General features: G+C 34.6%; 20 protein-coding genes and 1 tRNA gene. 8 read left to right on the forward strand and 13 right to left on the reverse strand.

From position 1 onward, the window contains the following. Position 1: 1 nt before the first annotated feature. The 3 genes from H0I26_RS03735 to H0I26_RS03745 all read right to left on the reverse strand — a co-directional run bounded on the left by H0I26_RS03735 (position 2) and on the right by H0I26_RS03745 (position 2,250). The gene (locus H0I26_RS03735; RefSeq protein WP_218701069.1) at positions 2 to 988 is read right to left on the reverse strand and encodes an acyl-ACP desaturase; all 987 of its coding nucleotides are present in this window, start codon (positions 986 to 988) and stop codon (positions 2 to 4) included. A gap of 4 nt (positions 989 to 992) precedes the next feature. Then, positions 993 to 1,730 carry a lysophospholipid acyltransferase family protein gene (locus H0I26_RS03740; protein ID WP_218701070.1) on the reverse strand — a complete coding sequence of 246 codons (738 nt, stop codon included), beginning with the start codon at positions 1,728 to 1,730 and terminating at the stop codon, positions 993 to 995. Positions 1,731 to 1,839: 109 nt separating this feature from the next. Then, on the reverse strand, positions 1,840 to 2,250 hold the full coding sequence (locus tag H0I26_RS03745) for a BrxA/BrxB family bacilliredoxin (RefSeq protein ID WP_218701071.1): 411 nt from the start codon (positions 2,248 to 2,250) through the stop codon (positions 1,840 to 1,842). 250 nt (positions 2,251 to 2,500) lie between these two features. On the opposite strand from H0I26_RS03745, the gene H0I26_RS03750 reads away from it, so the two are divergent. Further along, complete coding sequence (locus H0I26_RS03750; protein WP_218701072.1) at positions 2,501 to 3,295, forward strand: molecular chaperone DjiA; 795 nt, start codon at positions 2,501 to 2,503, stop codon at positions 3,293 to 3,295. Between the two features lie 55 nt (positions 3,296 to 3,350). Here H0I26_RS03750 and H0I26_RS03755 read toward each other — a convergent pair whose 3' ends face one another. From H0I26_RS03755 to H0I26_RS03780, 6 genes are all read right to left on the reverse strand, one after another. Further along, positions 3,351 to 4,511, reverse strand: coding sequence for a metal ABC transporter permease (locus H0I26_RS03755; protein ID WP_218701073.1), 1,161 nt, complete (start codon positions 4,509 to 4,511; stop codon positions 3,351 to 3,353). Beyond that, positions 4,504 to 5,631 carry a metal ABC transporter permease gene (locus H0I26_RS03760; protein WP_218701074.1) on the reverse strand — a complete coding sequence of 376 codons (1,128 nt, stop codon included), beginning with the start codon at positions 5,629 to 5,631 and terminating at the stop codon, positions 4,504 to 4,506. The genes H0I26_RS03755 and H0I26_RS03760 overlap by 8 nt, the downstream gene beginning before the upstream one ends. 58 nt (positions 5,632 to 5,689) lie before the next feature. Then, positions 5,690 to 6,427, reverse strand: a complete 738-nt coding sequence (locus H0I26_RS03765; protein WP_218702029.1) for a metal ABC transporter ATP-binding protein — start codon at positions 6,425 to 6,427, stop codon at positions 5,690 to 5,692. A 182-nt stretch (positions 6,428 to 6,609) separates the two neighbouring features. Continuing rightward, entirely contained in the window at positions 6,610 to 7,521 is a 912-nt protein-coding gene (locus H0I26_RS03770) for a metal ABC transporter solute-binding protein, Zn/Mn family (RefSeq protein ID WP_218701075.1), read from the reverse strand. Between the two features lie 73 nt (positions 7,522 to 7,594). Further along, positions 7,595 to 8,068: a thioredoxin family protein gene (locus tag H0I26_RS03775; RefSeq protein ID WP_218701076.1), complete on the reverse strand. Its 474-nt coding sequence runs from the start codon at positions 8,066 to 8,068 to the stop codon at positions 7,595 to 7,597. 11 nt (positions 8,069 to 8,079) lie between these two features. After that, complete coding sequence (locus H0I26_RS03780) at positions 8,080 to 10,380, reverse strand: TonB-dependent receptor (protein ID WP_218701077.1); 2,301 nt, start codon at positions 10,378 to 10,380, stop codon at positions 8,080 to 8,082. Between the two features lie 102 nt (positions 10,381 to 10,482). Between H0I26_RS03780 and H0I26_RS03785 the strand changes: the two genes are divergently transcribed. Beyond that, positions 10,483 to 11,136 carry a metal-dependent transcriptional regulator gene (locus H0I26_RS03785; RefSeq protein WP_218702030.1) on the forward strand — a complete coding sequence of 218 codons (654 nt, stop codon included), beginning with the start codon at positions 10,483 to 10,485 and terminating at the stop codon, positions 11,134 to 11,136. A gap of 134 nt (positions 11,137 to 11,270) precedes the next feature. Here the strand turns inward: H0I26_RS03785 and feoB are convergent, their stop codons facing one another. The 3 genes from feoB to H0I26_RS03800 all read right to left on the reverse strand — a co-directional run bounded on the left by feoB (position 11,271) and on the right by H0I26_RS03800 (position 14,347). After that, positions 11,271 to 13,370, reverse strand: a complete 2,100-nt coding sequence (gene feoB, locus H0I26_RS03790; RefSeq protein WP_218701078.1) for a ferrous iron transport protein B — start codon at positions 13,368 to 13,370, stop codon at positions 11,271 to 11,273. Continuing rightward, positions 13,367 to 13,600: a ferrous iron transport protein A gene (locus H0I26_RS03795; protein WP_101015997.1), complete on the reverse strand. Its 234-nt coding sequence runs from the start codon at positions 13,598 to 13,600 to the stop codon at positions 13,367 to 13,369. Before H0I26_RS03795 ends, feoB begins: the two co-directional genes overlap by 4 nt. A gap of 72 nt (positions 13,601 to 13,672) precedes the next feature. After that, a complete protein-coding gene (locus H0I26_RS03800; RefSeq protein ID WP_218701079.1) occupies positions 13,673 to 14,347 on the reverse strand; it encodes an SCO family protein in 675 nt (224 codons plus the stop codon). A gap of 166 nt (positions 14,348 to 14,513) precedes the next feature. Here H0I26_RS03800 and rseP point away from each other — a divergent pair, with 166 nt between their 5' ends. Together rseP and H0I26_RS03810 are read left to right on the forward strand one after the other, a co-directional pair. Continuing rightward, positions 14,514 to 15,857, forward strand: a complete 1,344-nt coding sequence (gene rseP / locus H0I26_RS03805) for an RIP metalloprotease RseP (protein WP_218701080.1) — start codon at positions 14,514 to 14,516, stop codon at positions 15,855 to 15,857. A 70-nt stretch (positions 15,858 to 15,927) separates the two neighbouring features. Further along, a tRNA-Asn gene (locus H0I26_RS03810) sits at positions 15,928 to 16,001 on the forward strand. A gap of 124 nt (positions 16,002 to 16,125) precedes the next feature. On the opposite strand, the gene H0I26_RS03815 is transcribed toward H0I26_RS03810, so the two are convergent. Continuing rightward, a complete protein-coding gene (locus H0I26_RS03815) occupies positions 16,126 to 17,067 on the reverse strand; it encodes an NAD-dependent epimerase/dehydratase family protein (protein WP_218701081.1) in 942 nt (313 codons plus the stop codon). Positions 17,068 to 17,226: 159 nt separating this feature from the next. Here H0I26_RS03815 and H0I26_RS03820 point away from each other — a divergent pair, with 159 nt between their 5' ends. The 4 genes from H0I26_RS03820 to H0I26_RS03835 all read left to right on the forward strand — a co-directional run bounded on the left by H0I26_RS03820 (position 17,227) and on the right by H0I26_RS03835 (position 24,035). Next, positions 17,227 to 17,748: a hypothetical protein gene (locus H0I26_RS03820; RefSeq protein ID WP_218701082.1), complete on the forward strand. Its 522-nt coding sequence runs from the start codon at positions 17,227 to 17,229 to the stop codon at positions 17,746 to 17,748. Positions 17,749 to 17,783: 35 nt separating this feature from the next. Next, positions 17,784 to 18,263: a nuclear transport factor 2 family protein gene (locus tag H0I26_RS03825; protein WP_411268247.1), complete on the forward strand. Its 480-nt coding sequence runs from the start codon at positions 17,784 to 17,786 to the stop codon at positions 18,261 to 18,263. Positions 18,264 to 18,365: 102 nt separating this feature from the next. Beyond that, positions 18,366 to 21,827: a T9SS type A sorting domain-containing protein gene (locus H0I26_RS03830; RefSeq protein WP_218701084.1), complete on the forward strand. Its 3,462-nt coding sequence runs from the start codon at positions 18,366 to 18,368 to the stop codon at positions 21,825 to 21,827. 96 nt (positions 21,828 to 21,923) lie between these two features. Further along, positions 21,924 to 24,035, forward strand: coding sequence for a M13 family metallopeptidase (locus tag H0I26_RS03835; protein WP_218701085.1), 2,112 nt, complete (start codon positions 21,924 to 21,926; stop codon positions 24,033 to 24,035). Positions 24,036 to 24,188: the final 153 nt, after the last annotated feature.

The following is a 24,188-nucleotide window of genomic DNA, read 5'->3' on the forward strand; positions in this document are numbered from 1 at the left end:
GTTATAGCTTAGCAGGTTCTACCCATTTAAATTGGTAAGCGTTTTCAGGAATTTTGATTCTATCTGCTAAACGTAGCATTCTACTTGGGAGTTTCATTAGATAGTCACGCGCTTTTTCAGCTTCATCACTTAACCCTGAAATTTTGTCTATTTCCCAACGTGCTATTAATTTCTGTAAAATTTCAATGTAATCCATTGATGTATAAACACCAATCCGTTGTGCTGTGTTAGAAAATTCTTCAAAAACAGAGCTGATTTTTCCTCCTGACTCTCTTAAAAAATGAGCAGGCATAGTTATTTTTTGTTTCATCATGTATTGAAACGCTAACATCATTTGACTAGGATCTACTTTAAAGATGCGTTCGACAAATTCACTATAAGCATGATGATGCCTCATCTCGTCACCAGAAATTATTTTACACATCCTAGATAGCTGCTTGTTTCCTTTTGCTTTGGCAAGTTTAGCTACGCGATTATGAGAGACATAGGTTGCTAGTTCTTGAAAACTAGTGTAAACAAAGTTTTTATAAGGATCTTGGGCAGTACCAATATCAAAACCATCAGCAATAAGGTGTTGTGTGGTTTGCTCAATTTCTTTCATATTGACACGACCAGAAAGGTATAGATACTTGTTAAGGACGTCGCCATGACGATTTTCTTCGGCAGTCCAATGTCTAATCCATTTAGCCCAACCATTACGTTCGTTTTGATCAATACCTTCAACGTCCATTAACCAGGATTCGTAGGTGGGTAGGGCTTCTTCTGTAATCATATCACCAACTAATACAACCCAGAAATCATAAGGTAGTTCTTTAGATAGTTCTCTAATTTCTTTGACTTCTTCCAGGAAATTTGGGCCTTCAGAATTAGGTAAAAAATCAGTCGGTTGCCAGATTTTTTCCACTGGTATTAAATATTTTTCTATTAACGATTCTACATCTTTCTCTAAAAAAGACATCACCTCTAATCTTACGTTTTTTAATGACATAATCTTATATTTTAATACTATTTTTAATAGTGGTTTCTATGTGTGTAAGTAGTGCTTTTGTATCCTCAAAATCACTGGCTTTTATGGGTTTATGAGCTGTAAATGTTATCTTGTTACCAATACCTAATGGAAACTTGCCATAACGTAGGTTTTTCCAAGAATTGTTGATTGTTACCGGTATAATGATAGCACTTGGTATATATTTTATTAACGTCTCTAAGCCTTTAGTTTGAAATGGTTTTGGTTTTCCGTCACGACTTCTAGTACCTTCGGGAAATATAACAGCAGCGCGATTGGTAGACTCAATATAATCGGCAAATTTCCTGATAGCAACAATAGCTTGTCTAGGATTTTTTCGGTCAATTAAAGCAGAACCTCCATGTCTAAGATTGTAAGATACACTTGGTAAACCTTTACCTAGTTCTTTTTTGCTAACAAATTTGACATGATGCTTTCTAAAATACCACATTAACGGTGGTATGTCTGCCATACTTTGATGATTAGACACAATTATTACGGGATGTGAATTATCTAATTTATAGGGGTTAATTAACTTTTGGCTTGTAAACAATAGATTGACACAGCGCATTAAGCAAAACTGTAAAAGGTCAACACTTGTTTTGTGTGCCTTATAGCCAAACACATTAAAGCAGAACCATTGTATGGGGTGAAAAATAACTAATGTTAACCCGAAAAATAGGTAATAAACTATAGATAAGGGATAGGCTAAAATTTTTCTCATTTTACTGTTAAGATTCTATCTTTCAAAAATAGAAAAACCACGTTTAAAAAACGTGGTTTTTCTATAATACTTAGCTTAAAAGCGACTTATGTTATGAGTAAGAAGTGGCTTAGCAATGTTCGTTATAAGCATCCATAAGGTTTTCTGCAATTAATTCTGCAGGTCTTCCTTCAATATGATGACGCTCTAACATGTGTACTAATTCTCCGTCTTTAAATAAAGCCATACTTGGTGAGCTTGGAGGAAAAGGGACCATGTGTGCTCTTGCTTGATCAACCGCGTCTTTATCAACACCTGCAAAAACCGTTACTATATTCGTTGGTTTTTTTGCATTTTCTAAGCTCATTCTCGCTCCTGGTCTTGCATTTGCAGCTGCACAACCACAAACTGAATTTACAACCACTAAAGTTGTTCCTTCTTTTGCAATTGCAGTGTTTACTGCTTCAGCGGTATGTAATTCTTTAAAACCTACTTTGGTTAAGTCCTCACGCATTGGTTTTACTAATTCTGCTGGATACATATTTTTGTAATTTTTTATTTATAAATCTATCTCATACAAAGATAATCAAAAACCGTGCAAAAATTATTATGGCGTTACCTTATAACACTTATGGTGTCATAAGGTCAGGCTATCGCTACTCGCTCTCTGCGAGGAGCTCAGACAGACCGCTCCATCCTTAACGCACCAAGCTACTTACATCAGTAACAAATCAGATTTAAAGTATACTAACAAAGTAGTATATTTACTTTTTTAAATTAGAACAATATTTATGAGTGCATTAAAATGGATAGGCGCAACTTTAGGATGGACGTTAGGTGGTCCAATTGGAGCTATTATAGGGTTAGCCCTTGGTAGTTTAGGAGATTCTATGTCAGATAAAGGGCAATTGTTGGGTAATGGATCTGCTGATAATCAGCGAAAAGGGCAGTCCAAATACAAAAAACAATCAAAACGTAAATCGCAAAAGCAGCGTCGGGCAGAAACTTCTTCTGGAGATTTTGAAGTTAGTTTGCTGGTGTTAGCTTCTGTTGTTATAAAGGCAGATGGAAAACAAGAGCAAAGTGAGTTGGATTTTGTGCGCAATAAATTTGTAGAACTTTACGGTAAGGATAGAGCAAACAAAGCATTTAAGTTATTTAAGAAAATAAGTAGCCAAAACGTATCCACTAGAGATGTGTGTAATCAAATCCATGACATGATGGATCATGCGTCGCGTTTGCAGTTGGTGCATTTTCTTTTTGGAATTGCAAAAGCAGATGGAATGGTTACAGACGATGAGGAGGATGAAATCCACAGAATAACTAACTATTTGGGTATTAGTAGTCGTGATTATTCTAGTATAAAAGCGATGTTTTATAATAGTAGTGATAATGCTTATAAGATTTTGGAAATTGATAAAACGGCAACTGTAGATCAAATTAAAAAAGCTTACCGTACTATGGCTAAAAAATATCACCCAGATCGCGTAGAACATTTAGGGGAGGAACATAGAAAAGGTGCAGAAGAAAAATTTAAGCAAGTTCAAACGGCTTATGAGTTTTTGCAGGATGAAAGACGATTTTAATAGCTTATAAATAAAAATTAAATAATAGACTTCTCATACCTGAGAGGTCTTTTTTTTACCCTCTAAATAAAAAGAAATCATCTTTCATATCTTCTATTTGAGCATCTTCGTTTGTAATTATATAATCAATCGCTTTTGAGGTAAAGGTGTCTCCTTTGTCTGTTAGTGACACAACGTTATTATTAACAGCAATCATATTATTTTTAAGCGCTAATTCTAAAACGGTTTTAGCTCTAATTTTTTGCCAGTTAATATGTTCTCTTAAATGATTGACGTGGCGTTCTTCGGCTTCGTTATGATTTTTTAGGTGTAACAAAAAAGTTAATAAGCTTACTTCTATGCGTTGTTGTTTTTCGCGATACATAACGGCAATAACACCTTTATTTGGCGCGAATAAGTAAACAGCTAAAAATAGCAGGCCTAGCATTGTTGTTATTGAGCCAGCAATGGAAGCGTCCAGTAAATGGGCGAGCCAATAGCCGGAAATGGCGCTAAAAACACCAAAAAAAGCAGCTAAGGCTAGCATCTTTTTTAAGTTGGTGGTTAATAAGTAAGCAGTTGCGGCAGGGGCAATCATTAAAGCAACGACTAAAATAGCACCTACAGCATCAAATGCACCAACTGTAGTGACAGATGATACCGTCATTAATCCATAGTGTATAATGGCAGGAGAGAACCCTAGAGAGGCTGCTAGTCCTTTGTCAAACGTGCTGACTTTTAATTCTTTAAAAAAAGCAATTAACAAAGTGATAGTAATTAATAAAATGGTTCCAATTATCCATAGTGATTTTGGGCCTATATCAACACCTGAAACGACTAATCTGTCAAAAGGAGCTAATGCTAATTCGCCAACCAAAACGGCATCCACATCTAAATGCACATCGTTAGCATTTTTTGCAATTAAGATCACACCAATACTAAATAATGCAGGAAACACTAAACCGATTGCTGTATCCTCTTTTACGAGGCCTGTTTTTTGAATATATTCGACTAAAACAACGGTTATAACACCAGTAAAAGCTGCTAAAACAATTAGCAAAGGTGAATTTAAATCTTGTGTGATAAAAAAACCAACCACAATACCTGGTAGGATAGAATGGCTTATGGCATCGCTGATCATCGCCATTTTACGTAGTACTAAAAATGTTCCAGGAATAGCGCATGCTATAGCGACTAAACTGGCAATTAATTGTATTTCTATTTGAGCGCTATTCATCTTCTGTAGCTTGTTTTGTGTATAAATTTGCGGCAGTTTCGAAACCAGTTTTGGTTAAACTCCACATATTTCCATCTAGTGTGACATAATTTTTTTCGACTAATTTTTGAAGCGTTTTTCTTGTGAAACCTTGGAAGTTATTTAATAGCTTAATAGCATGTGGATGAGAGATGTCATCATGTGTTTCTGCAATATGATGCATTAATGCTAAGGTTTTATGGAGTTCTAAATCGCGTCTGTTTTTTATAAATCGTATTTGTCTAAATAATAGGCCGCGACTAGGTGAAAATATAAAGGAAAACACAACAAAGACCGCAGCCACTAAAACAATTACTGGTCCTGTGGATAAGTTAGTTTGGCTTGCGCTTATTGCTGTTCCAAAAACGCCTGAAAATGCACCGAAAATAGCTGCTAAAAGGACCATTTTAGATAAGCTGTTGGTCCATTGTCGGGCTGCTGCTGCTGGCGCCAAAAGCATAGCGCTCATTAATACAACACCTACGGTTTGTAGGCCTAATACAATAGCTAATACGATAAAGGTGGTGATTAAAATGTCAATAAATTTGGTGTTGAAACCTAATGTTTTGGTGTAATCTGCATCAAATAGTAAGATTTTAAATTCTTTCCAAAAAAGGAGTAATACAAACAGACAGACCCCTGTAACTGTTGCCATTAGCCAGACATCACTCTCGACTAACGTCGCCGCTTGACCAAATAAGTATTTGTCTAATCCCGCTTGGTTAGCATTGGGTTGTTTTTGGATAAAGGTTAATAGTAGCATTCCAAAACCAAAAAAGATAGATAATATTAATCCTAAGGCTGTATCACTTTTTAGATGTGTTTTTTTGACTATACCTCTAATCCAGAAGGTTCCTATTAATCCGCTGACTAAAGCGCCTAAAAGCAAAGTGTTGCTGTCTTTTGCCCCTGTTATTAAAAAAGCAATTGCAATACCTGGTAAAGCGGCGTGAGAAATAGCGTCACCGAGTAAGCTTTGTTTTCTAAGTACTGCAAAGCTTCCTAGCATTCCTGTTACAGCTCCTAGAATTGCTGTTCCTAGTGTTATGGTTCTTAGTGTGTAGTCTGTAAAGACTAGCTCGAAATATTCTGTTAAGTTCATGTTTTTCGGTTGAAAACTAGAATTCTATAATTATATTAATTTGTTAGTAACCTGTGCTTTATTCTTGGATACTTACTTTATAGTTAATACCATAAGTCTTAGTTAAGTTATCGTCATTAAAGATGTCTTTAACTGGACCTGTAGCAATTTTTTTCACATTTAAAAAAGTAACCCAGTCAAAATATTCTGGAACGGTTTGTAAATCATGATGTACGACAATGACTGTTTTCCCCGCTTTTCTAAGTTCTTTTAGGATGTTGATAATAGCGATTTCTGTAGTGGCGTCAACACCTTGAAAAGGCTCATCCATAAAATAGATAGAGGCATTTTGTACCAATGCTCGTGCTAGAAAAATACGTTGTTGTTGTCCACCGGATAGTTGACTAATTTGTCTGCCTTTAAAAGGGAGCATACCTACTTTTTCTAAAGCTTCTAATGCGGCTTTTTTTTCCTTTTGCCCAGGACGTTTTATCCAGCCTAAGCTACCGTAAGTTCCCATAGTGACGACATCTAAAGCGGTAGTTGGGAAATCCCAGTCGACACTTCCTTTTTGTGGGACATATGCGACTAGTTTGCGTTGTTTGTCATACGGTTTGTCGTAAATGGTTACGCTACCCGCTATGGGTTTCAAGATGCCTAAAATAGATTTGATTAGTGTTGATTTACCTGCGCCGTTCGGGCCTACAATAGCCATCAGAACACCTTCTGGGATTTCTAAATCGATATCCCAAAGGACAGGTTTGTAGTTGTACGCGACTGTAAGGTCATCTACTTTTACTGCTATTTTTTGCTTCATAACCATTTCCCAAGTCATTGGGATTTTTGTTTAATTCAAAATATATTCATTTTTTATAGGTTCAAAAAACGAATAAAAAAGGTGTTTATGTCAAACCTAATTCTTCATCAGTATGTCGTCATACTGAACTTGTTTCAGGATTTCATTATTTGTTTTTACTTTATCGAAATCAGAGGTTTGTCTTATTTAAGCGCATTGACGATAGTATTTACATTGTACTCAAACATCCCAATATAAGTGCCTTCTATTGTTCCTGCGCTTCCAAGAGCATCAGAGTATAACGTTCCTCCAATTTGTACGTCATGACCTTTTGATTTAACAGCTTCTTGTAAAGCTTCAATAGTTCGTTTTGGTACTGAACTTTCAATAAAAATAGCGTTTACTTTATTTTCTATTATAAAGTTAGCTAAATTTTGGACATCTTTTACACCTGCTTCTGTAGCTGTCGATATACCTTGCAAACCAACGACTTCAAAGCCGTAACTTTTTCCGAAGTAATTAAAAGCATCATGAGCGGTTACAAGAATGCGTTTGTCGGCAGGAAGGGTTTCTATTTTTGATTTAACTGTGTTTTCAAGGGTGTCTAATTTGGACAGAAAAGCTGTAGCATTGGCATTGTAATAGTCCGCATTTTTTGCATCTTTCTCTGATAAAACCGCTGCGACCTTGATTGCAAATTGTTTGAAGTAGGAAATATTAAACCAAACGTGTGGGTCATAATTTGAAGCAAAATATTCTGAGCCTATTAGTGTTGATTTATCAATTGCGTCTGCCAATGCAATTGGTGTTTTTGTTTTACTTCCCATTTTTTCGAAAACTTCAACTAGTTTTCCTTCAAGATGTAAGCCATTAAAAAATATGATATCCGCATCAACTAGTTTGGTTACATCACCTTCACTTGCTTTGTAAAGATGTGGATCTACACCGCTTCCCATTAAGCCATTAACATTAATGCTGTCCCCTCCAATGTTTTTAACCAAATCGGTAAGCATTGTTGTGGTAGTCACTATATTGAGTTTTCCATTGTCTTTAGACTTGCTGTTGCAAGCTCCTAGAGCTAGGGTAATTGCTAAAAGCAGAATTATTTTTTTCATTTGTCTAAATATTTATTACGAAGGTACTAAAAATAAGAGTATTTATCTGGTTTTTACTCTCATTAAGACTTGTTTAGTGTTGGTTTTTAAGTATTTTGAGAAGTTGATTGGCATTTAAGTATTGAAAATAACGTGCTCTGTGGTTAAATTGTTCATCTAAAAATACTAAAGCAGGTAGCGAGAAGGGTTTGTTTTTTTGCTGAGCCATTAGTAATGGGATTTGGTGTATTGGGTTTCTTTTCTTCAAGCGTTTATTCACAAATATTTGATTTCCAAAATGAATGGTGTCTTTGGTTTCAATATTCATCTTGACAGCGTAATACCCTTTGTTAATTGTATGGACTATTAACGAGTCGGTAAATGTTTCTTTTTGCATTTTAAGACAAGGTTTGCACCAGTCGGCATAAAAATCTATAATTACTTTTTTTGGGTTGCTTTTTAAGGAATCTTCTAGTTGTTCAAAGCTTAACCAATGTATCGTGTGTTTTGTTTGAGAAAATCGAGTATTTGATATTAATAGTAGTACTGTAATTAAGCTTATTTTCATGACTATTATAATTACAATGAATTAATTGAAAGTCCAATAAATACAGTTCGTGGTGCTGCAGGGCCATAAATATAATTACTATCACGGTTTTTGCCTGTGTCAAAGTCTGATTGGTAGCTATTGGTCACGTTTTTAACGCCTCCATATAGTTCTATTGCTGTACTTACTTTTGGAATAGTGAAGGTGTAGCCTAGTCGTAGACTTAGTTCCGTAAAGGGATCTGTTTTGTTGTATTCATCTGTATTTTGTCCGGTATTTTCTCCTGCAAAATGTATAATGTCCATTTGTCCTGTATAAATTATATTGGCACTTGCGGTAAATTGTTTAGTTGGTGTGTATGTAAATGTTGCATAGCCGTAGTCGTTTGGAGTTCGTAAAAAGTTACGTGTAGTGGGGAGACCTTCTATGTTTTCTACAGGGTCATCAAATTGACTGGATTGCAAGGTTAAACCGGTTTCAATTTGAAATACATAATCAAAATTAGCACGGGCTTCTAATGTAAAGCCTTTTACGGTTGCTCCGGCACCATTCCTCTTTTCAAAACGTTCACCAAATTCATCTTCACCTATAGGGGCTTGAAAAAAAGCATCGTTTAGATGGGTATAGAATCCTTCGATGGTAAAACCAGCGATAAAATGTTTCGTAGCTTTGTCGTAATTTACTGAAGCGGTAAAACTATTTGAGCGTTCTTCTACTAAGTTTTCTGAAAGTGAAATTCTAGAAACTCCACCGCCTGCAAAGGCAATATGTAGATCGGTATCAAAAGCTTGTGGCGCTCTAAAACCTGTACCCCAACCTAAACGGAACTGAGTAGTCTCTTTTAGTTTGTAAAGCAAGGATAATCTAGGGCTAAATACAACATGGTCTACTAGGTTATGGTCATCTAATCTAAAACCAGCAAGGAGATTTATGTCTTTAGTAACTTCCCAGTCGTTTTGAACAAATAGACCTAAGTTTTTTGTGGTTTGATCGATCAAATAATTGTAGGAGGTAATTTGATCCATAACATCGTCATAAACATATTCTAATCCTCCTGTTAGTACTGTTGTGCCTCCCAAAAAATCATCAAATTTATTATTTAGTTGAATTCCTCCTTGATGCGTGGTTACTTCTGATATACCATAAGGTGGATCTTTAAAAAAATCAATTTGTTCGTTTGGGTCATCTGGAGTTATTCCTGTGTAATGGTTACGGTCGGTACGTTGCCCACCGTAATAGAAGATTAACGAATTTTTATTATCATTAAAGTTTATTTGGTAATCCAAACTTGCCATAAGGACGTGGTGGTCTCTTTCTTCTGACTGTTGGGTTAAATAAGCGGGTTTGTCTACAATTTCTCCGCCAAAGCGATATTCATATAGTTTGCTTAAATTGATTTCTAATTTAGAATTTTCGGTAGGTAAATAAAAGGCGTTTACACCAAAAGAAGTGTTTTTAAGTTCTGGTAATTCTGAGAAGTTATCGTTATTAGCATCGTATGCCGTTCTTTTTCGGTTGCTTATAAAAAAGGTAGCCCCAGAATTATAGTCTTCATTAACTACGGTCGCGTTTCCGTTTATTAAATTTTGATCCGCACCTCCATCTATATTTTGGTAGGCATAACTAAAGTTGTAGCTATTTTTTTTTGGTATTTTGGTAATAACATTTACAGTTCCTCCAATCGCACTGGATCCGTAAAGTGCAGAAACCCCGCCGCGAACAACTTCTATACGTTCGATCATGTTTACCGGGATTTGCTCTAGTCCATATAAACCGGTGAGTGGGCTAAAAATAGGGCGCCCGTTAATAAGGATTTGAGAATAACCACCCTGAAGCCCGTTCATGCGAATTTGACTGTAATTGCAAGTTTGGCAATCCATCTCTACACGTAATCCTGGTTGGAAGCGTAAGCCTTCAGAAAGATCAATTGCTACTACTTGTTGTAATGTTTCACTGTCAATTAAATTTACAATTACGGGAGAGTCTGTGCGTCGTTTTTCTGTCCTAGTTCCGGTAATTACAACTTCATCTAAATCGTTTTTATAGTCTAAATCAAATGAAACATAAGTATTGTCATTGGTTATTATGACTTGCTTGGTTTTTGTTTTGGCACCAATAAAAGAAGCTTTTATAGTGTAAGTACCTGGTTTCAGGTTTTTAATGCTATAGTTTCCACTTTTATCAGAGACTGCGCCCTCGGAGATGTCTTCAATATAAATATTTGCAAACGATAGAGGCTTCCCTTCTGAGGTTATCTTTCCTAGAATTTGATAAGTGTCTTGTGCGTTTACAAAAGCGCATGATGTAAATATGAATAGTATTATTAGTCTCATCTTTATTTATTTTTATGCAAATATAAAATTATTTTTAGATTAGTCTAAAAATATTTTAATAAAGATATCTTTTCTATATTTGCAGAACACTATAAGTCTATGATTACACTAACAGAAGAAAACTATATTAAAGCTATTTACCACTTAGGAAGTAATGGTGAAAAAAACGTTAATACTAATGCGATTGCAACAGCTTTAGAAACAAAGGCATCTTCTGTTACGGATATGATTAAGAAATTGTCTGAAAAAGGGTATGCGGATTATAAAAAATATCAGGGTGTTACCTTGACAGGCGAAGGGAAGCGTGTTGCTTTAAATATTATTAGAAAGCATCGCTTATGGGAAGTGTTTTTGGTAGAAAAATTAAACTTTTCTTGGGATGAGGTTCATGAAGTTGCAGAGCATCTTGAGCATATAAAATCTGAAAAGTTAATAGACGAATTAGATGTTTTTTTAGGTTCGCCTTCTCACGATCCACATGGCGACCCAATACCTGACAAGGCTGGTAATTTTAAGCATATTGAAAAAATTGTTTTAGCTAAAGCCGAAACAGGAAGCGTCTATAAGTGTGTTGGGGTGGATGATACATCGTCAGAATTTTTAAAATATTTAGACAGTAACAGTATTGCTTTAGGAACAATAATCACTATTAAACATAAGGAGCCTTATGACAATTCTGTGAAAATTGAATTTGATAGTAAAGAGATCGTGGTGTCTCAGAATGTTGCTAAAAACCTGTATTTAAAGAAGGTTTAGATTAGTGGCAACCACAGTCGTCCGTTCCGCAAGCTTTTTTTGATTTTGTTTTAACAAAGTATTTTTTGTACAAAAAAAACAGTGCACAACCTAAGGTTGCGAAAACAAGTATGTTTTGGATTATAGTATTCATCTTATTTTAAAAATTGATACGCTATTAATGCACTAATATATGCAATAGCTGTCATTATTATTAATTGTAAGGTTGGCCATTTCCACGTGTTAGTTTCTTTTTTAACAACAGCTAGTGTGCTCATGCATTGCATGGCAAATGCATAAAACAATAGCAAGGAAACGCCTGAGGCAAAGTTAAATAGTGGGCCACCTAGAATCGGATTAATCTCTCCGGCCATACGATTTTTAATAGTGTCTTCATCATCATTTCCAACGCTATATATCGTTGCTAAAGTTCCAACAAAAACTTCTCTAGCAGCAAAACTACTCACGATAGCAATCCCTATTTTCCAATCATAACCTAGCGGTCTAATTACAGGTTCAATAGCATGGCCAGCAATACCAATAAATGAATGTTCTAATTTTTGAGAGGCTATTTTTTGATTTAGTTCTTCTTCGTTTAAATTTTGTGAGGCATATTCTGTTTTAACAATATTTTCTGCATCATTAAAAGCTTCGCCTGGACCATAAGAGGCCAAAAACCAAAGGATGATTGAAATAGCTAATATTATTTTTCCAGCTCCAAATACAAATGATTTTGTTTTTTCTAATACTGTAATGGCTACATTTTTAAATAATGGCAATTTGTAGTTTGGCATTTCGACTACAAAAAAGGTTTTACTCTTTATTTTTAATACTTTATTTAAAATATAAGCAGAGACAACAGCAGCACCAAACCCTAATAAATACAATAGCATTAAAGTTAAAGCTTGATAGCTTAGTCCTAAAAATCGTCCTTCGGGAATAACTAAGGCTATAATAATTAAATAGACAGGTAGTCTTGCAGAGCACGTTGTAAATGGTGTAACTAATATGGTTATTAGGCGTTCTTTCCAACTTTCAATATTTCTAGTGGCCATGATGGCTGGGATAGCGCAGGCTGTACCAGAAATTAATGGTACAATACTTTTACCGCTCAATCCAAAACGTCTCATGATTCGGTCCATTAAAAACACAACACGACTCATGTATCCGGTTTCTTCTAAAATGGCTATAAATAGGAACAGAAAGGCTATTTGAGGTATAAAAATAACAATCCCTCCAAGTCCAGATATAATGCCTTCGGCTAATAAATTAGTGAAAGCTCCGTCGGGAAGGGTATGTTTTACCCAATCGCTTAAATTTGCAAACACACCATCAATAAAGTCCATTGGTATGGTAGACCAATCATAGATGGCTTGAAAAATAAGTAGTAATATTAAAAAGAAAATCAAGTAACCCCAGACTTTATGGGTTAGAACTCTGTCAAACTTACTGCGCAAATCTTTAGCTTGGCTCGCGTCTATTGTTTGTCCTTTTTTAAGCGTATTATTTATAAACTGGTAACGCTTAATGGTTTCTTTTTGTTGGAGGCGTTTTAAATCACTTTTGGATTTTGTTTTAAAACTAGCAAGTGCTTCGACTTCATTTCTGTCCATTTTACCAAAATTGACATCTTGGGTAATCACTAGCCAAAGCTTGTATAGGAGTTGATTCGGGAACGCTTGTCTTAGTTTGTCAAAGTAGTCTTTATCAATTTCTGAGGCACTTAAACATGGTGTTGTTGATAGGTCTCTGTAATTAGAAATTAATAACTTTAAATTATCAATACCTTGATTTTTTCGGGTACTGATAACGGCTATTTTTGTGTTCAGCTCTTTTTCTAAGCGAGGAATATCTAATGAGATCCCTTTGTATTTCATTCTATCTGCCATGTTAATGACTAAAATAGTTGGGATTTCTAAATCTTTAATCTGTGTAAAAAGAAGTAAGTTTCGTTTTAAATTTTCAACATCACTAACGACAACAGCGACATCAGGGAAATCTTTATCTTTTTTATTAAGAAGTAGTTCTATAACGACGTTTTCATCTAGAGACGAGGCATTCAAACTGTAAGTACCCGGTAGGTCAATGATATGTGCTTTAAGACCTCTAGGTAATTTGCAGATACCTTCTTTTTTTTCGACAGTAATCCCAGGGTAATTTCCAACTTTTTGGTTTAAACCTGTCAGTGCGTTAAATACCGAGGTTTTTCCTGTGTTTGGATTACCAATTAAGGCGATGTTTATTTGCTTGCTCATAAAACCTCTTTTTCAATAATGATATGAATGGCAGTTTCTTTCCTAATCGCTAAATGACTCCCGTTTATGTTAAGATATAATGGATCCGAAAATGGAGCAACTTGCACCAACTCGACAGTATTACCTGGTAAACATCCCATTTCTAGGAGCTTTAGTGGGATCAAATGGGAAGATACGTCTATTATTATAGCGCGTTCTCCTCTTTTTAATGTGTCTAATGTATGGCTCAAGCTTATTTAGATTGATTTTAAAGAAGCAAAAGTATGGCTAAATTTCAGCTTAAAAAAATTGAAAGCAAAAAACTACTCTTTGTATTCTTTTTTTAACTTTTTAATATCCTTTAAAAGTGTTTTAATATCTTCTTTTTTTGTGCCATCATAATATCCTCTAATTTGGCTTTTCTTGTCGATGAGCATAAAATTCTCGGTATGTACCATTCCATAGTCGTCAGGCATTCCGTCATCTTTCACTGCTAAGTAGCTTTTTCTGGCAAGTCTGTAAATTTCGCCCTTATCTCCAGTGACCAAATTCCATTTTTTATCATTAACGCCTTTTTCAATAGCATAACGTTTTAATTGAGCTACGGTGTCAATGTCCGGAGTTACGGAGTAGGATAGCAACATTACATCGTCGTCATTGATAATTTCATCTTGGATTGTTGCCATATTACCAGTCATAGTAGGACAGATAGTTTGACAAGTCGTAAAAAAGAAGTCGGCAACGTATATTTTTCCTTTATAATCGGCTTGGGTAATGGTTTTTCCGTTTTGATTGGTTAAACTAAAATCGGCGATTTTATGATAGTTTATTTTATGCTGAATGGTGCTGTCAACCAACTCTGTGTTAACCATGGCGGGCTGGTAAATAGGTAAGGGTTTTTCTACTTTTAAAATATTATAAAAAATAGACATTATTATGATTGAAATTATACTGAATACAATAGCAAACCATTTATAATCTTTAAAAAACGACAACATTTTTATTGATTTTTAATTATACTACAAAAATACAATGAAAAGCTAAGCTTGTCCTATGACATTACTCATAAAATTTGTTAATTCTTGAAAGCATTAAAGCTATTACTTTCTAAACTAAGCCTAAATAGTTACTTTTGGCGATTATTAAAAAGAATAGAAATACTACATGGAGTTTATTATAAAAATTGGACAGTTTTTGTTAAGTCTGTCATTATTAATTGTTTTACATGAGTTAGGACATTTTATTCCTGCCAAATTATTTAAAACTAAAGTTGAAAAATTCTACTTATTTTTTGATGTAAAATTTTCATTATTTAAAAAGAAAATAGGAGAAACCGTTTATGGTATTGGTTGGTTGCCTCTTGGTGGTTATGTTAAAATTGCTGGGATGATTGACGAAAGTATGGATAAGGATCAGATGGCTTTGCCTCCTCAACCTTGGGAGTTTAGATCAAAACCAGCTTGGCAACGTCTAATTATTATGTTGGGTGGTGTTTTTGTAAATTTTGTTCTAGCCTATGTAATATATGTCGTTATGTCTTTTACTTATGGGGATACAGATATTACTGCGTCTAGTATGAAGGATGGGTATTGGATTGATAACCCTTTGTTAAATGATATAGGTTTTAAGACAGGTGATAAAATTATCGCAGTAGATGGTGTTAAGGTGAATAGCCATTTAGATGTCGTTAAAAATTTAATTAAAACAGAAAAGTATACGATTGACAGAAATGGAGAAACGGTTAATATAGATTTACCAGTAGATTTTCTTGGTCAATTATCTTCGCGAAAAGTGAAGGGTAGTCTTTTTAAATTAAGATTTCCGTTTATGGTGGGAGAGGTTTCTGATACCATGGCAAATAAAGGTGTGGCTCTAAAAGAAGGAGATATATTATTGTCAATTAATAATAAGGAACTTAGATATTATGACGAATTAGCACCAAGATTATTAAACTACAAGAATCAAACAGTAGCGTCGACGTTTTTAAGAGGTAAAGAAAAGATTAATATAGATCTAAAGGTTGATAATGATGGAAAGTTTGGAATAGCGCCGGCTGAAGACGCTAAGCGCTTTGATGAGCTTGGTTATTATAACAAGACACTAAAAGAATATACATTCTTAGAAAGTTTTGGTGGTGGTAAAGATAAGTTTGTAGCGCAAGTCAGTGGTTATTTTGATCAATTAGCTAAAATTTTTAGTCCGAGTACAGGAGCCTATAAAGGTGTTGGTGGTTTTAAAGCTATTTACGATGTTTTTCCTGGAACTTGGATTTGGCAAAACTTTTGGGGTTTAACAGCATTTTTGTCTATTATGTTAGGAGTGCTTAATTTATTACCGATTCCTGCTTTAGATGGAGGGCATGTTGTGTTTTTGTTGTTCGAAATTATATCAGGACGTCAACCAAGTGAAAAGTTTTTAGAGAAAGCTCAAGTGGTTGGATTCTTCATTTTGATAGCGTTAGTGCTATTTGCGAATGGTAATGATATCTTTAAAGCAATATTTAATTAAAAAAAATCAAAAATTATTTTGCAGAAGTTAAAAAAGATATTATATTTGCACTCGCAATAGCGAAAAACACTCCTCCTTAGCTCAGTTGGTTAGAGCATCTGACTGTTAATCAGAGGGTCCTTAGTTCGAGCCTAAGAGGAGGAGCAAGTTTAAACAAGCCACTAGAAATAGTGGCTTTTTTTATGACGTAAAGTCAAGTTTGGTATAGCATAAAAAAAAGCCTCTAGTACGACTAGAGGCTTTTTTTGTGTTTGAAGTGGACTGTAAACTATTTACTTAAATTTTTAAGCATGTCTTTAGTAATACCGTCTAAATCGAATTGGTGTTTCCATTGCCATTGTTCTCTAGCTTCTGTGTCATCAATACTGCTAGGCCAAGAATCTGCAATTTGCTGTCTGAAATCAGGAGTGTAAGTAATTTCAAATTCAGGAATTTGTTTTCTAATAGACTCAGCAATTTGTTTAGGAGTAAAACTGATCCCAGAAAGGTTGTAAGACGATCGTATTTGTACGTTCTCTTCTTTTGTAGACATCAATGCTACTGTTGCATCAATCGCGTCATCCATGTACATCATAGGTAATGCGGTGTCTTCACTTAAAAAACAATCATATTTTTTTTGTTTTAACGCGTCGTGATAAATTTCTACAGCATAATCTGTTGTGCCTCCTCCAGGAAGTGTTTTCCAGCTAATAATACCAGGGTAACGTAGGCTTCTTACATCTACACCATATTTTTCGTGATAGTATTGACACCAACGTTCTCCTACTTGTTTAGTGATACCATATACAGTTGTAGGTTCCATTATTGTATGTTGCGGAGTGTCTTCCGTAGGTGTTGTTGGTCCAAATACAGCTATACTTGATGGCCAAAATACTTTTTTAATAGCTTTAGCTTTTGCCAAATTTAAAATATGAAAAAGTGATTGCATATTTAGATCCCAGGCTTTCATAGGGTATTTTTCACCCGTAGCACTTAATATGGCTGCCATTAAGTAGATGGTATCTATGTCGTGCTTTTCACAACAAATTTTAATCGAAGCATAATCCATGGCATCAATTATTTCAAAAGTACCAGAATTTACTAGTGCTAAATTGTTGTAATTTAAGTCACTTGCAATAACATTAGAGTCACCATGTATTGCTCTTAATTTGTAAGTAAGTTCAGAGCCAATTTGTCCGCCAGCCCCAATAATTAATATCTTTCCACTCATTTCTTTGGATTATTTATAAAATATGCAGCCAAAAGTAATAACATTTTGAGGATTTATTAATAAAAATAGTATAAAAGTCGCTTAGGCAAACAATTTAATGTTTTCGGAAAATGTTACTTAGTAAACTAATATATTTGTCTATCTAATATCTTATTTAATATGAAATTTTATAACTTTTTATTAATTATTACTGTATTGCTTTCGTCTTGTAAAAAGGAAAGTCAAACTATTGTTTCTGATGATTTTGTTACTGCGATAGATAGTTTGAAACTTACTAGTAAAGATATAAAGAAGATTAATTATAAAGACATTGCTTTGGATGCAAAGACTAATGCGATAATTGCTGATTGGCAAGCCTATTTGACTGTAGCGAACGGAATACAAAATATGGTTACACCTGATTTTACTTTTTTTAATGCAGATGTGGATTTGTTTAACTCTACTATAAAAGATCTTGAAGAGACTATTCCAGAAGCGATAAACACGCAACCAATTGAGGCTAGAGTACTAGTTCTTAAAACAATGTTATTGAAATTTCAAGAAATAGAAAGTTTGAAAACTAGTACTAAAAAGGAGAAGTTGATTGCTATAAAGCAAGTGTTGTCTGCGCAATCAAATCTTAATTTGCAAATTAATAAAAAGATTGAAAAAGACAATCAGGTAATTGTTAAACCATATTAATTATGAAATTTTTTAAATTAGCTTGTATTGGTGTCATGTTCTTTTATTCATGTCAGAGCAAGCAAGTCAGGCTTGATGCTAATGTGGTTAAGCAGGATATTAATACTAATATAGAAGCTTGGCATAAGGCTGCTTCTGAGGCTGATTTTGATAGGTATTTTGGTTTAATGACAAAGGATGGTGTTTTTATTGGGACTGATGCTTCAGAAAACTGGCAGTTAAATGAATTTAAAGCCTATGCTAAGCCACATTTTGATAAAGGTAAGGCGTGGAGTTTTACGACTTTGGAACGAACTATTTATTTGGATTCCAGCCGGAAAATTGCTTGGTTTGATGAGTTGCTTGATACGCAAATGGAAATTTGTCGAGGTTCCGGAGTTGTTGAAAACGTAGAGGGCCAATGGAAAATTAAACACTATGTGTTATCTATGACCTTTCCAAATGATAGAGTTAGTGAGGTTATTGGTGTAAAGAAAGAAGCAGATAGTATAACAAAAACAGTATTGTTAAAATGACAACTTATTTGTTGTATTCTTTGTGTTTTATCTATTTTTATTGGCATTTAATTGTTAATTTGATAAAAAATTCAGTTATTTTTGTTGTAAAATACTGAAAAAATGAAAAAAATATTATCCCTATTCTTCATGTTAACGGTGTCCATTGCCTTTGGACAATTTAATCAAGATGCACCATGGATGAGCAGTTTAAACGGGAATTCAAGGACGGATTCAAACCCTATTAAATTTCAAGAAATAGTCAATGCTTTTAATACGTATTGGGAATCTAAAGATCCAGACGTTAAAGGAAGTGGTTATAAACCATTTAAAAGATGGGAAACGTATTGGTCTAATTTTGTAAAAGAGGATGGTACTTTACCTAATGCTTTAGAGTTGTGGAATACTTATCTACAAGTTAAAGGAGATAAAAATAATCAAAGGAGTAGTAATGCTGTTATGGTTGATGAGAGTAATTGGGTTCCAGTAGGGCCTTTTTCTCATACTAATACAGGGTCTTGGTCGCCTGGTCAAGGTCGAGTTAATATAGTCATTCCTGACCCTATTACGCCGACAACAATTTATGCAGGTGCTCCTGCGGGCGGTTTATGGAAGTCAACAGATGGTGGATTAACTTGGGTTACAACAACAGATGATTTACCTCAAATAGGAGTTTCAGGAATCGCTGTGGATAATGATAATACAGATGTTATTTATATTGCTACAGGAGATGATGATGCAGGAGATACAAATAGTGTCGGGGTTATGAAATCTGTAGATGGCGGTTTAACATGGAATACAACGGGGTTAAATGTTAATAATTCTCCATTTTCTATGAATGATATTTATATAAATCCAAATGATTCTAATATGTTGTGGGTAGCAACTAATAATGGTGTTTATAGATCTATAGATGCTGGAATGACTTGGTCTAATCAAAATACTACAGGGACTTCAAATGGGACTTCTGGATTAAATATTAGAGACTTAAAAATAAAACCTAGTGATCCAAACATATTATATGCTGTTTCAAGTAATGCATTTTATATCTCTACAAATGCGGGAGAATCTTTTTCCTTAAGTGGCTCCGGATTACCGGTAGGAGGTATTTCTAGATATGTAATTGATGTAACGCCAGCTAATCCTAATGTGGTTTATGCGTTAGCGTCAGATGGGTCTTCCAATTTTGGAGGCGTGTTTAAATCTGTTAATTCTGGTGTTACATTTACTCAAGTGGCTTCAGTTGCAGATAATGGCGATATTTTCGAATCAACACAATCTTGGTATGATTTAGCTTTTGCTGTTTCCGATACCGACGAAAATGAAATTTATACAGGCGTTTTAAATATTTGGAAAGGTGTTGTTAATGGCACTCAAACTAGCTTTACTAAACTTAATGATTGGAGTGCTCCTTTTCAGTCTGCATATTCTCACGCGGATATTCATTTTCTAAGATTTTTTAGTGGAGATCTATATGCAGGTACGGACGGTGGTTTTTATAAGTCGACAAACGGCGGTACTAGTTTTACTGATTTGACAGCAGGAATGCAAATTAGCCAGTTTTATAGGGTGGCTGTTTCTAAGCAAACATCGGATAAAATGGTTGGAGGATTACAGGATAATGGTGGGCATGCTTTTAATAATGGGCAATGGCAAAACTATTATGGGGCAGATGGAATGGATACTGCAATAGATCCTGCTAATTCAGATAATTTTTACGGTTTTATTCAAAATGGAGGTAGTTTATATACGTCTACCTCTGCAGGAGCTAGTATTGCGGGAAATATTTCGTCTCCAATTGGAGAGGATGGTAATTGGATAACACCTCTTGCTATGAATAGTAATAGTGAGTTGTATTCTGGTTATAGCGCTTTATATAAACTGCAAAATAATAGTTGGGTGGCTGTATCTCCTTCTTTTGGAGAAAATATAGATGTGTTAGAGATTGATGATTTGGATCCTAATATTATTTATGTGGCTACTAATTCCGTATTAAGAAAGAGCATAAATGCAGGTTTGGATTTTTCGACAGTGCAAAGTTTTAATTCGAATATAACTTCAATAGAAGTTAGTAATACGGATAGTGATATAATATATGTGTCAACTTCGGGTACTAACGGTCAGGTCTTAAAATCTATAGATGGAGGTGCTAATTTTATCAATATATCAAACGGTTTGCCAAATGTTACCAAAAATAGTATCAAACATCAAGCTCTACATCCTAAAAACCCATTGTTTTTAGGGACTAGTTTAGGTGTTTATAGGTATGATGACGATACATTAACTTGGGAAGTTTTTAATATTGGTTTACCAAATGTGGCGGTTACGGATGTAGAGATTAATGTGATAGATGATAAAATAACGGCAGCAACTTATGGTAGAGGGATTTGGCAATCGGAAATACCGACAGAATTATCGCCTACTGATGTCAGATTGGTTGCAGTTAATGGGATAAGTAATTCTGTGGATTGTAGTTCTAATATTTCTCCTCAAGTAGAAATTAAAAATAATGGGCTAAGTGTCATTTCTTCTGTAGATTTCACATATTATATTGATGGATCTCCAAATAGTTTTACCTGGACAGGTAGCTTGGTTTCGGACGCCTCGGCGCTTGTTGATTTGCCTTTACTGACATTAGAAAAAGGAACGCATATATTTAAAGTTAGTTCGACAACCGTTGGGGATGCCTATGATTTTAATAATAATTCTGGGCAGGAAATTATTTATGTTAATGATAGTGGAACAGTGGGTGTGGTTAATACTTTTCAAACTGTTGAAGAAGAACTTTTGGTTATTGACGATGGTGGAACAACTCAATATTGGCAGCGCGGTGTACCTAACGGAACAGTATTGAATAATGGTAGTGGAGATTTAAGCAATCAAGTTTATGCCACAAATCTTTCAGGAGATCATGATGATAATATCAAAAGCTATTTAATGTCTCAATGTTTTGATTTAACAACAGTTTCTAGTCCTATGATTAAGTTTGATATGGCGTTTGAGTTAGAAACGGATTGGGATATTGTGTATATGGAGTACTCAACAGATCAAGGTTTGTCTTGGGGTGTTTTAGGAGATGCGACGGATGTTAATTGGTATAATAGTGCAACCCCTGAAGGGCAAAATGGGACGTGTTTTAATTGTCCTGGTGCACAATGGACGGGTGTTGATTCGCAATATGCAACCATGACAGAATACAGTTACGATTTATCGCCATTTGGTACGGAAACCAGTATAATGTTTAGGTTTGTTTTTCATTCTGATCAAGCGGTAAGTGAAGAGGGCGTGATTGTGGATAATCTGGTTATTGCAGGAGGAGTATTAAGTGTGGATAAATTCCAGGAAGATGCTTTTGTAGTGTATCCAAATCCATCTCAAGGGGTATTTAATATTCAAACTAAAGCTAATCAATCTTTAAATATAAGTGTCTATGATATTGCTGGCAAGTTGGTTTTTGATAAGAAAGCTATTAAAACAAGCAGTGATAGTTATCAATTAGATTTAAGTGAATATGCTGCAGGTGTTTATTTATTAAATCTAGAGTCTAAAACATCTAAAATGACTAAAAAACTAGTTGTTAATTAATAGTTAATTTAAACTTAAAAAAAGCACCTTTTAAAAGGCTTAAAGGTGCTTTTTTATATCTTCCTACCCTTAAAAGCTTTTTTAAACACTATTTATATGAAAATCAACCTTAAAAAAACAACTGTAATAGGTATAGTTGGCTGTTTGACCGTCTTAGGATGTAAAGAAGAACAGAAACCGAAACCTGTAGCAGAACCTGTTGCTAAAATAGAAGTCGTTCCTGGAATCAATCTAGATTACATGGATAAAACAACAGAGCCAAAAGAAGACTTCTTTAAATATGTTAATGGAAAATGGTTAGAGAATAACGAAATTCCAGATGATCAATCTACTTGGGGTAGTTTCCAAGAGTTACGTAAAAAAACAGATGCGGATGCATTAGCCATTTTGAAGTCTGCTATGTCTGATAATAAGGATTTAGATAATATTAAAGTATTACCTGGATCTGATCAAGAAAAAGCAGTACACTACTACCAAACAATTATGGACACAGTTGGTCGTAACAAGTTGGGTATTGATCCTGTAAGACCTTATTTGGAAAAAATTGCTGCAATTAAAAACAGTGATGATTTACAAGCCTACATGATAGAAATGGAGCCAAAAGGTGGCGGAGGTTTATATGGTTTTGGAGTAAGTTCAGACCCAAAGGACAGTAATCGTAATGTTGCTTATTTAGGAGGAGGAAGTACAGGATTACCTGATAGAGATTATTACGTAAAAGATGATGCTGACTCTAAAGAAAAAAGAGAAAAGTATGTTGCACATATTACTAGAATGTTACAATTTTTAGGTGATAGTGAAGCAGATGCAAAAACACAAGCTGACCAGATTTTAGCTTTCGAAACAAGATTAGCAGAGGCTAAAATGGATAAGGTGGATCGTCGTGATGCACGTAAGCGTTATAACCCAAGGTCTATTGAAGACGTTCAGAAAATGGTACCAGCGGTAAATTGGAAAAACTTTTTATCTGGTATTGGGGTTAAAAAAGTAGATACTCTTATTATTGGCGATTTAGGATACTTTAATAGGTTGCAAGAGGTATTAGTTGAAGGTAACGTTAGTGATTGGAAAGCCTATTTAAAATGGTTAACATTTAATAATTCAGCTGGATTTTTAAGTACAGAGATTGAAAATGCTAACTGGGAATTTTATGGAAAAGAATTAAATGGAGCTAAAGCGCAGCGTCCAAGAGATGAACGCGCATTAGGGTCATTAAATCGAACGATAGGAGAAGCTTTAGGTAAATTATATGTTGATAAAAAGTTCCCACCAGAAGCTAAAATTAAAGCTAAAAAAATGATTGAGAATGTGATTTTAGCATTCGAGAATCGTATCAACAAGTTGGATTGGATGAGTCCAGAGACTAAAGTTAAAGCAATCGAAAAATTAAAAGCGACTAAAGTTAAAATTGCATATCCTGACCAATGGAAAGATTATTCAGAATTACAAATCAGTAGTGTAGAAAATGGTGGGTCATATTTACAAAACTCATTAAACGCTAGCGCTTGGAGTTTTCAAGAAGATTTAGATAAGTTAGGTAAGCTTGTTGATAAATCAGAGTGGTACATGGCACCGCAAGTCGTTAATGCTTATTTTAACCCAGCTTATAATGAGATCGTTTTCCCTGCGGCTATTTTACAACCACCTTTTTATAATTTTAATGCAGATGATGCTGTAAATTATGGTGGAATTGGAGCGGTAATTGGTCATGAGATTTCTCATAGTTTTGACGATTCTGGATCACGTTATGATAAAGATGGGAATTTAAACAACTGGTGGACGGATGAAGATCTTAAGCAATTTGAAGGTTTAGGAAAAGCATTGGCTGATCAGTATTCTGCAATAGAAGTATTGCCAGAAACTAATATTAATGGTGCATTTACTTTAGGGGAAAACATTGGAGATTTAGGAGGTGTGCTTGCAGCTTATGATGCATTACAAATGAGTTTTGATCAAGAAGGAAAAAGACCAGAAGATATTGACGGTTATACAGCAGAACAACGCTTTTTTATGAGTTGGGCAACAGTGTGGAGAACTAAAATGCGTGATGATGCATTAAAGACAAGAATTAAAACAGATCCGCATTCTCCAGGAATGACAAGAGCTGTGCAGCCGCTATTAAATATTGATACGTTTTATGAAGCATTTGGTATTAAAGAGGGGGATAAAATGTATATCGCACCAGAAGACAGAGTAAGAATCTGGTAATCAGATTATTTTAATTTTTATTAAAAAAGAGCAACCGAAAGGTTGCTCTTTTTTTTTTATTGAATTTATCATGAAGCTGAATGCGAAAAATAATTTGTTCGGAATTTGGTATTACTAGATGCGTGAGGCGCTTTTAAACCTAAATAGTTGTGT

The sequence above is a fragment of the Olleya sp. HaHaR_3_96 genome (genome assembly GCF_019278545.1).
In the GTDB taxonomy this organism is placed as follows: domain Bacteria; phylum Bacteroidota; class Bacteroidia; order Flavobacteriales; family Flavobacteriaceae; genus Olleya.